The organism is Vibrio makurazakiensis, assembly GCF_050337375.1.
Lineage (GTDB): Bacteria > Pseudomonadota > Gammaproteobacteria > Enterobacterales > Vibrionaceae > Vibrio > Vibrio makurazakiensis.
Map to the genome: position 1 here is coordinate 1 of NZ_JAKJSW010000194.1, position 8,102 is coordinate 8,102.

Annotated in this window: 7 protein-coding genes; all 7 read right to left on the reverse strand. The window is 41.9% G+C overall.

Features of this window, described 5'->3' with window-relative positions; translation table 11 throughout:
* Nucleotides 1-143 precede the first annotated feature (143 nt).
* The 7 genes from L4C33_RS17390 to L4C33_RS17420 all read right to left on the reverse strand — a co-directional run bounded on the left by L4C33_RS17390 (nt 144) and on the right by L4C33_RS17420 (nt 7,944).
* On the reverse strand, nt 144-1,679 hold the full coding sequence (locus L4C33_RS17390) for a L,D-transpeptidase family protein (RefSeq protein ID WP_428813672.1): 1,536 nt from the start codon (nt 1,677-1,679) through the stop codon (nt 144-146).
* Between the two features lie 109 nt (nt 1,680-1,788).
* The gene (locus L4C33_RS17395; protein WP_428813677.1) at nt 1,789-2,886 is read right to left on the reverse strand and encodes a DUF1513 domain-containing protein; all 1,098 of its coding nucleotides are present in this window, start codon (nt 2,884-2,886) and stop codon (nt 1,789-1,791) included.
* On the reverse strand, nt 2,876-3,937 hold the full coding sequence (locus L4C33_RS17400) for an imelysin family protein (RefSeq protein ID WP_428813673.1): 1,062 nt from the start codon (nt 3,935-3,937) through the stop codon (nt 2,876-2,878). Before L4C33_RS17400 ends, L4C33_RS17395 begins: the two co-directional genes overlap by 11 nt.
* A gap of 8 nt (nt 3,938-3,945) precedes the next feature.
* Nucleotides 3,946-5,334 carry a di-heme oxidoreductase family protein gene (locus L4C33_RS17405; protein WP_428813674.1) on the reverse strand — a complete coding sequence of 463 codons (1,389 nt, stop codon included), beginning with the start codon at nt 5,332-5,334 and terminating at the stop codon, nt 3,946-3,948.
* A gap of 132 nt (nt 5,335-5,466) precedes the next feature.
* Nucleotides 5,467-6,726, reverse strand: a complete 1,260-nt coding sequence (locus L4C33_RS17410; protein WP_428813675.1) for an imelysin family protein — start codon at nt 6,724-6,726, stop codon at nt 5,467-5,469.
* Nucleotides 6,727-6,893: 167 nt separating this feature from the next.
* Nucleotides 6,894-7,490, reverse strand: a complete 597-nt coding sequence (locus tag L4C33_RS17415) for a GTP cyclohydrolase II (RefSeq protein ID WP_428813678.1) — start codon at nt 7,488-7,490, stop codon at nt 6,894-6,896.
* Nucleotides 7,491-7,767: 277 nt separating this feature from the next.
* Nucleotides 7,768-7,944, reverse strand: a complete 177-nt coding sequence (locus L4C33_RS17420; protein ID WP_428813676.1) for a hypothetical protein — start codon at nt 7,942-7,944, stop codon at nt 7,768-7,770.
* Nucleotides 7,945-8,102: the final 158 nt, after the last annotated feature.

Sequence of the window (8,102 nt, forward strand, 5' to 3'; positions counted from 1 at the left end):
CTACAGAATGGTTTTATAGCCGTCAAATAGGCAAAACAGGCTGAATAAGTGATTTATTGACGAAAGTAATACTTAGTCATTGAATAAAAAAACAATTTAATTCGACAAATGAATTGTCATTTTTGGGTCAATATCATCTTCAATTAAATTTGATCATACTGATAGATATCATTGCGGTATTGGATGCCATCTTCTCCAAACAAAACGGTTTGATAGATTATATGTACTGGAATACGCTTTTTAAGTGAAACAGATGTTTTCTCACCTAGCGCAATATTTGCTTCATCCGCACTTTTTAGCACCTGTGTTTCTAGTAACAAAGAAGCAAACTCTTCGGCTTGCTCTACTCTTACGCAGCCAGAACTGAATGCTCGTGAGTCTTTATCGAATAAACTTTTACTTGGGGTGTCGTGAAGATAGATTGCACGATTATTTGGCGTGTTAAACTTATACAAGCCTAACGCATTCTTATTTCCTGCTTGCTGACGTAGTTTGTAAGGAAAACGAGAAGGTTTGAGATTGTCCCAATCAATCGTGTCTTGGCTAACAAACTCAGACGAACGCCACGCTTCAATAATTTCAAAATTATTGTTTGTTAGGTACTCATGGTCAAGTTTCGCTTTCGGTAAAATATCTTCGACCATGATTTTCCACGGCACATTCCAAGTGGGATTAAATATCACCGAATCCAATTTAGTATTAAGCAAAGGGGTTTTACGTGATTTTCGACCGACGACAACTTTAGACTCAAAGACTTCCTCACCATCTTGCCAATATTTCATTTCAAAGCTTGGAACATTAACTAGGATCAATGAGTCTCGCTCAGTCGGCCATAATCGCGCTCTCTCTGCGTTCAATGCCAAGGCGTTAAGTCTAGATTCCGGATCCATATTCAGCCATTCAATTGTCTGTGGCCCTAATACACCATCCGCGCTTAAACCATGCATCTTTTGAAATGCTCTGACCGCTTGTTCTAGTTCATAATCATAGTTAGCGACATGATCACTTAAATGTCGTACTGGAATCCCTACCATCTCGATACGTGATATAAGGTGATCACGATTCGGAAGCCTACTTCCTCGGCGCTTCACACCAACTTGTACATACTCTTCCAACTGTTTCTTCGAGGACAATTCCAACAATTGATAGGACTTAGTGAACTGGTCATAGTTCACTACAGGCGGCGCATATGACATTGTCAGTATGGCTAATTGATTTTTCACTATGTATTGCTTTAACTCAGAAAGAGCACTCAGTGAAGGATTAGGAAGTTTGGACTGCAATTTATCTGTGAAATACCAAGGTTGCCCAATAAGCGGCGCATTCTCACTGTAACTTATATAAAAGACTAAAGTGTCTGTCGCAAGAATATCGTACTCAAACCAGAGGTTTTGTTCGCGGTAATAACGTAGCCTTTTTAACTGCCTACTAAAAAGGGGGCTGAATTTGGCTTGATCAATGATGCTTAATTGAAATTCTAAAGCACTACTCGCGTTAGAGTCACTCCATAACAATTGAGACGGGTTTTCGAGGTAAAGAGATTCGGTAATTTCAGGGTACTGAACATAAAATTCAAGGCCCGAATCTTTTGAGATCCAGCCATTTTGATAGAAACTACTTAAACTCCACACTTGGGTAGAGAAAAGCAGTAGTACCACAAGAGAAAGCTTTCTTAGCATCGGAATCACTCCATGAACCCGCCATTGCTTTAGTATGGCAAAAAATACGGTTCACAGAGTAATTTTTGAGAGGTGTTTTACTTTTGAATCACAGAAAATTAGCAGATGACTAGATTGATGACCAATGGTTATCCCATTGCACGCCAGACTTCGTTACTGTTTTTTGTTTCGGTTCTGATTGGCTCACTACATCACCAGCCCCTGAGCTTAATAAAAAGCTAGAATCGAAAACAACAGCACCAGACGCATCAGGCAACGCAGCCAATTCAACCAATTGCTTCGTTTCTTTAGACCAAATACCATAACAGTTACCTCTTGGTGAGGTCGCAATAATCCAATCTTCAGTCGCAGCTATACTTGCAATGTAGTGATTGAACCGAGCCCATTGCTCAGGCTCAGCATCAAGCATTTCCATCTTTCCACCACGTGTGTGCATAGCAAGTAATGGCGGGTATTCATCAGGTTCACCACGGTATTGCTGTCCGCATAACACCGTTTCTGAACCATCATGGGCCAGATGCCGAATACTCAGTTTCTTATCAGATAGAGTTGCTTGTTCCAACAATTTTCCGTCGGCTGATAAATAGCTCAAACTAGGACGCATAGTGTCTAAGTTCTTCGGTGTTCGACCATCAGTATCTACACCACCTACTCCAATCACTAGTCGGTCGTCAGGCATAATGATTACTTCATGTGGACCTAAACCAAAATCGGTAAATTCATCGATTTTTCTATATTGGTTAGCGACATCATAAACACCGATAATGCCCTTGCTAGTGCGTGACTCACCTTCTGTTGCATACAATAAGCTACCATCATTCGAATACACACCATGACCATAAAAATGACGGTCACGACCAGAAGGCTTTAGCGTAATAGTCTCACCCGAAAAATAGTCAAACACCATAAAGTACGTGCCAGGTCGACGAGCAAATACAACCGCGTGTCGATTAACAGGGTTAATAGCAACGCCGTGACCTCTTTCTGGTACAGGTAGTGTATGGATAGGATAACCCTGTTTGTTAGCCACAACTGCTGAAAACTTTCCTTTACCAGCAATCGAGCAGCCAATAAGGGAAGGTTCTGATTCAGAGTTTGAAAAGCCTGCAGCCTTTTGTGTTGACGCACACCCGAAAGGCAATAACGGAGAAGCAGCACCCAAAAGTGCTGCTTTCAGTAGCGTACGTCGAGTGTCGTTAGTCACCATCGGTAGCATTAAACCCTATGATTACACCTAGCTCGATCGCCACTTCATCATGAATAAGGTATTTCAGTTGGTCGAGTTTATTGTACTGAGCCAAAACTAATCGGTAACCTTCCTTCGTTTGCAGTAACTTAAACAAGCTCTGCTCTGTCGGCCAAGACTCTATCGTATCTGAAAACTGGTAAGAAACACGATCAGCAAGTGGTGTTAAACCTTGATCGCGTAGTAAAGCATCTAGCCCGTCACCGTTTGCAAAGTACAAAGCCTGCATCGCTTCTAGGTTCGCTTTCAACTGAGTCATAGATGTCTCTGAACGCCACGACTCTGAAAAGTAAGGTCTTGGTTGCCCAATTTTTGCCATTGGTCGACTGAGCTTTTTCATGCTGTAATCAAGTTGATTAGTTAGCAATGCAATGTACTCAGAATCCCACTGTTTGGCATCAAGCTCTAGCCAAGGGTTTTGCTGCCAAGCACTAGCAATTTTTTGAGATTTCACGACTAAGTTGTTTGCAATGGCTTGCGCAGACTGACAGCCATGAACTTTGTCCTTCATTAATGGCGATTTATCATCATATAAAAGCCACTCTAAAGCACCAACGCCCTGAACAGTTACACTTTGCTGAGCAATCTCGGCTTGCGACCAATTTTTATCTTGTTGGGTTAAACGAGACATTTTTAGCCCCGTAGTATTCTTTTTATCTGGCCAAAATTGAACATTCCAACTTTCTTCCAGCGCCTTCGTGGGCCCTCTTTCCTGCCCTTGTAACGCCATCCATGATCCCATGACTTCTTGCCACGCCAATTTCATTGGTTCAAGATCATCATTGTTGGTTGAGCAATACTCGACAACGCTTTGTTCCAAAGCCTGAGCTTGCAAATTGAATTGGATAGCAGAATCAAATTGGATGCTGTAAACAGCAGCACTTAAATGAGCGTTATTGTCACGAGTATATTGCTTTGCAACTTGCCCTGAAGACTCATCACCAGATGACGTAGTCTGACAGCCCGCAAGTACCATTGCACTACAGGCAATAGATATTAAATGTTGTTTCATGATCTTCCCTACAATGAGTCTAAGAACGCCAACAGCGCTTCACGCTGCTGTTCATTAAATGCAAGCACATTTTGTTTCGCGTATTCTGCTTCTCCACCATGCCATAACACAGCTTCCATTACATTACGCGCACGTCCATCATGTAAAAGGAACGTGTGGCCATTAACTTCTTTGGTATAACCAAGTCCCCAAAGCGGAGACGTTCGCCATTCTCTACCATTAGCCAAATACTCAGGGCGGCTATCCGACAACCCTTCTCCCATATCGTGCAACAACATATCAGAATATGGGCTGATCAATTGTTCAGATAATGCAGGTAAATCTGGTCGACTCGCTGTTCTAAACTCAGCCTGGTGACAGCTTTGACAGCCTGACTCCTGGAATAGATTCTTGCCTTTAATTACCTTTGGATCATCGGTATTACGGCGCATAGGAACAGCTAAATGCTGAGAATAAAACTCAACAAAATCAAGAATATTATCGCTAACTTCGATGCTGCCACCATTAGGAAAATCAGTACAAGTCGATTGTGCGCTAGCGCAGTTTTCAGCAGGGAAAAGCGTGCTGGTTAACCCTAAGTCACCATTAAACGCAGCGGCATTTTGCTGCATTAGGTTCGGTTGCCCAGCTTTCCAGCCAAAACGGCCGAGTGTGAGTTCGTTAGTTTGCACATCTAAAACTTTATTTGGCTTTCCTGATACTCCCTTTCCATCTTCTTGCTGTTCTTTCGCGAACGCGAGAATCGTGTCCTCTGAAATACTTTCTAAAAGTCCAAGACCAATCATAGGTGGAGCGACTCGTGCGGAAAATTGAGTATCTGGATGCATTTCACCAAACGCTAATTCGGTGATTTTTACTGTCGGTTTTCTTAAAGTAACCACAGTGCCATCTTTAAATGTCACAGGAACATCGGAATACGAAATGTTGACCTTACCTTCAGGTTTAACACCTTGAATAGCGAAATCTTGTAGTTGCCCACCATAAGTCGGCTCAGGGATTATACCATCACGAATAAACGCTTGTTTCTGCGCTGGAGTCGTTGCTGGGATACTTAACCTCACAAGCATAGAAACTGCGTTCTCATCACCAACCTCAGGAGCATGACCTCTACCATCTTTAATGTGGCAATTTTGGCAACCATTGGTATTGAACAAAGGGCCTAACCCATCGCGTGCATCTGTTGAAGCAGGCGCGGGAACCCATGGGTTTCTAAAGAAGCTATTACCCACACTAAAATCTAATCGCTTACTCATCGGTAAGTTAGAAGCAGGCAAAGAAAAGGCATTTGGGCCTTCCTTTTTAGTGGTGGTTTTTCCACCCGAGTACACTTCATGAGCTTGAGTAGGTGCGACGAGAAATAGTGCAGTAAGGAGTGAGGCTGACAGATACGACTTCATACATTGCCTTGATGTTTAGGTGTTGTTTTATTATTAATTTTCAGTGTGTTATTGCAGAAACGATGAAGGGCCCGAGAACGAGCCCTTCATAACTCAGTGTGTCACTGAGCCACTAAATACGCAGACTTACGATTAAAATTCGTGATCTGCTGTATCTGGGTTCAGGCTATCGATACCAATCACGCCTGCCGCACGTTCAATCGCTGCAGTTTGAGATACTAGCGCAACGATTGTTTTGTTAACTAATGCGTTACCTGCAGCGTTATCCGCAGCGATTAGTTGGTCGAAGTGCTGGTTGTTTTTCTCTGCAGAAGTCACTAACTGACCTACTTGAGCACGCGCTAAATCAAATTGCTTTTGAATTTCTTTAGCTGCTTGCTTATCTTCTTGCGCTACTAGGTCATAAAGGCTAGGACCAGAAAGTAAAGTGCCATCTTCACGCTTGTACAAACCAGTGTAAACGTTGTAGATGCCTTGCTCGTTGTAGTAATGAGAGTTGTGCGTGTTGTCAGAGAAGCAATCGTGCTCGTCTTCAGTAGAGTTTGCTTCCAAAGCAACTTTCATGCGCTCGCCCGCAAGCTCACCTAAAGAAAGTGAGCCCATGCCAAACAGCATTTTACGAAGACCGTTTTCACTTGATTCTGAAAGCAGTTCTTGACGGTAGTTACCTTTAGTACCTGCAGCCCACTGGTTTTCCATCCATTCAAGATCTTGAATTAGAAGCTCAGCRGATGCTTTTAGGTATTGACCACGACGGTCGCAGTTACCGTTTGTACATTCAGAACCTACAACAAAGTCAGTGTATGCACGCTGGCCTGCACCTGCGTTTGTACCATTTAAATCTTGACCCCAAAGCAAAAACTCAATCGCATGGTAACCAGAAGCAACGTTCGCTTCAGAACCACCAATTTCGTTCAACTCAGCGATTAGCTCAGGAGTAATCTTCTTTGCATTAACCGTAGTTTGGCCTACTTGGAACGTCTCATTTGCAACGATGTTAGCGCTAGCGCCTTCGTTACCTAACTCGTACTGGTAATCGGTAGAAACGTAATCAATCAGACCTTCATCTAGTGGCCAAGCGTTTAGTTGACCTTCCCAGTCATCAACAACAGCGTTACCAAAACGGAACACTTCAGACTGTTGGTAAGGAACACGAGAACCTAGCCACGCCTGCTTAACTTGCTCGAAGTTTGCAGCTGAAGGCGAAGCTAAAAATGTATCGATAGAAGTGTTTAACGCCTTAGCAGTTACAACTGAATCAGAAAATACAGCGTGTGCGATGTCTGCATAGTGTTCTACTACTTGGTCTTGAGTTACAGCTGCGAAAGATGATGCAGATGCTAGAAGAAGTGACGAAGTTACAGCTTTAGTCACTAAAGATTTAATGGTCATTGAAGCGTCCTTGTTGAGCTTTAAATTATTATATGTATTGATAGTGCAAACCATTATCATTTGCGCTACGAATTCGAATAATACAAAGTTACAATTTATTTGCAAGACAAAAACAAAAAAACCTCACAATTGTGAGGTCTTTATCAGATTGATGAACAACGCTTTTTCTAGATGTCTAAATCGTGCTTACCGTGCGACACTTTCGCTTGAAGGTAGCTCTCATTACCTGACTTGACGTGTGCAGAGGTATTAACGACATCTTCGATTTCAATGCCGTGAGATTTTAGATCATTAATCTTTTTCGGGTTATTAGTCACCAAGCGAATTTTTTGAATACCCAGTGCAGTTAGCATTTGAGCCGCTTCGGTAAAATCTCGAAGGTCATCACCAAATCCGAGATGATTATTAGCCTCGTAAGTGTTCATACCTTCACTTTGCAGACGGTACGCGTCGATTTTATTGTATAAACCGATGCCACGCCCCTCTTGACGAAGATAAAGAATGATCCCGCCGGACTCACCCATTCGATTGATTGTTTCATCAAGTTGCTCACCACAGTCGCAACGCGATGAGTGGAAAACATCACCCGTTAAACATTCAGAGTGCATACGAACTAAAGGGATGTCTTGATTCTTATCTGCGGATTTAAAAATGACAGCAACGTGCTCTTTTTCTGTATTCAATCCATGAAAAGACAGCAGTTCAGCATCAATACTACTGTTTGTTCCTACTTTAAAATCTACTCTGGCACGAACTTCCGCCATAACTTCACTCGCTTGATTATTATTAGTCTTTTTCGCACATATAGTACGAATGTCATGATAAACCACTATGGGGGCATTGATCGCATTTTTCAAGACAATGCCATTTCTCATAATGTTATATTATAACAATAGTAGATAGCAAACATAAAAAATCCCATGCTAGTAAGTAGCACAGGATTGAGGTTTGTTACGCAGGGGAAATCTGTTACGGGGAACACCCAGAAAGTAAAGGGAGCTTTATAGAATCGTCATAAGCTGTTAAGCCTGCCTACTGTTATTAGCTGAGTTGGGCTTTTTTCCAAACAATAAGTTGGACCCAAGCATTTTCCAGTTCGGCAAGTTCTTCTTGCGTTAAGAATGACACGCTAGAAGGCGCTTGATAACGTTCACTCGAGTTTTGAGATTTAACACGTGTGTGAAATTCTTTTTTTAAATTTGATATGACATTTTCCACAATGAAATCCCTTTTCATCAAGCTTATTATTCACCCTTTAAATTATTGTACAAAAAGTATTTAATTTCGTAAATCCCAATTGTTAATTTTTATTGCCTTTATTTACACTTTTATACGCTAATAGAATAAATCCAAAGAATATAAAGATGGGTAATAAC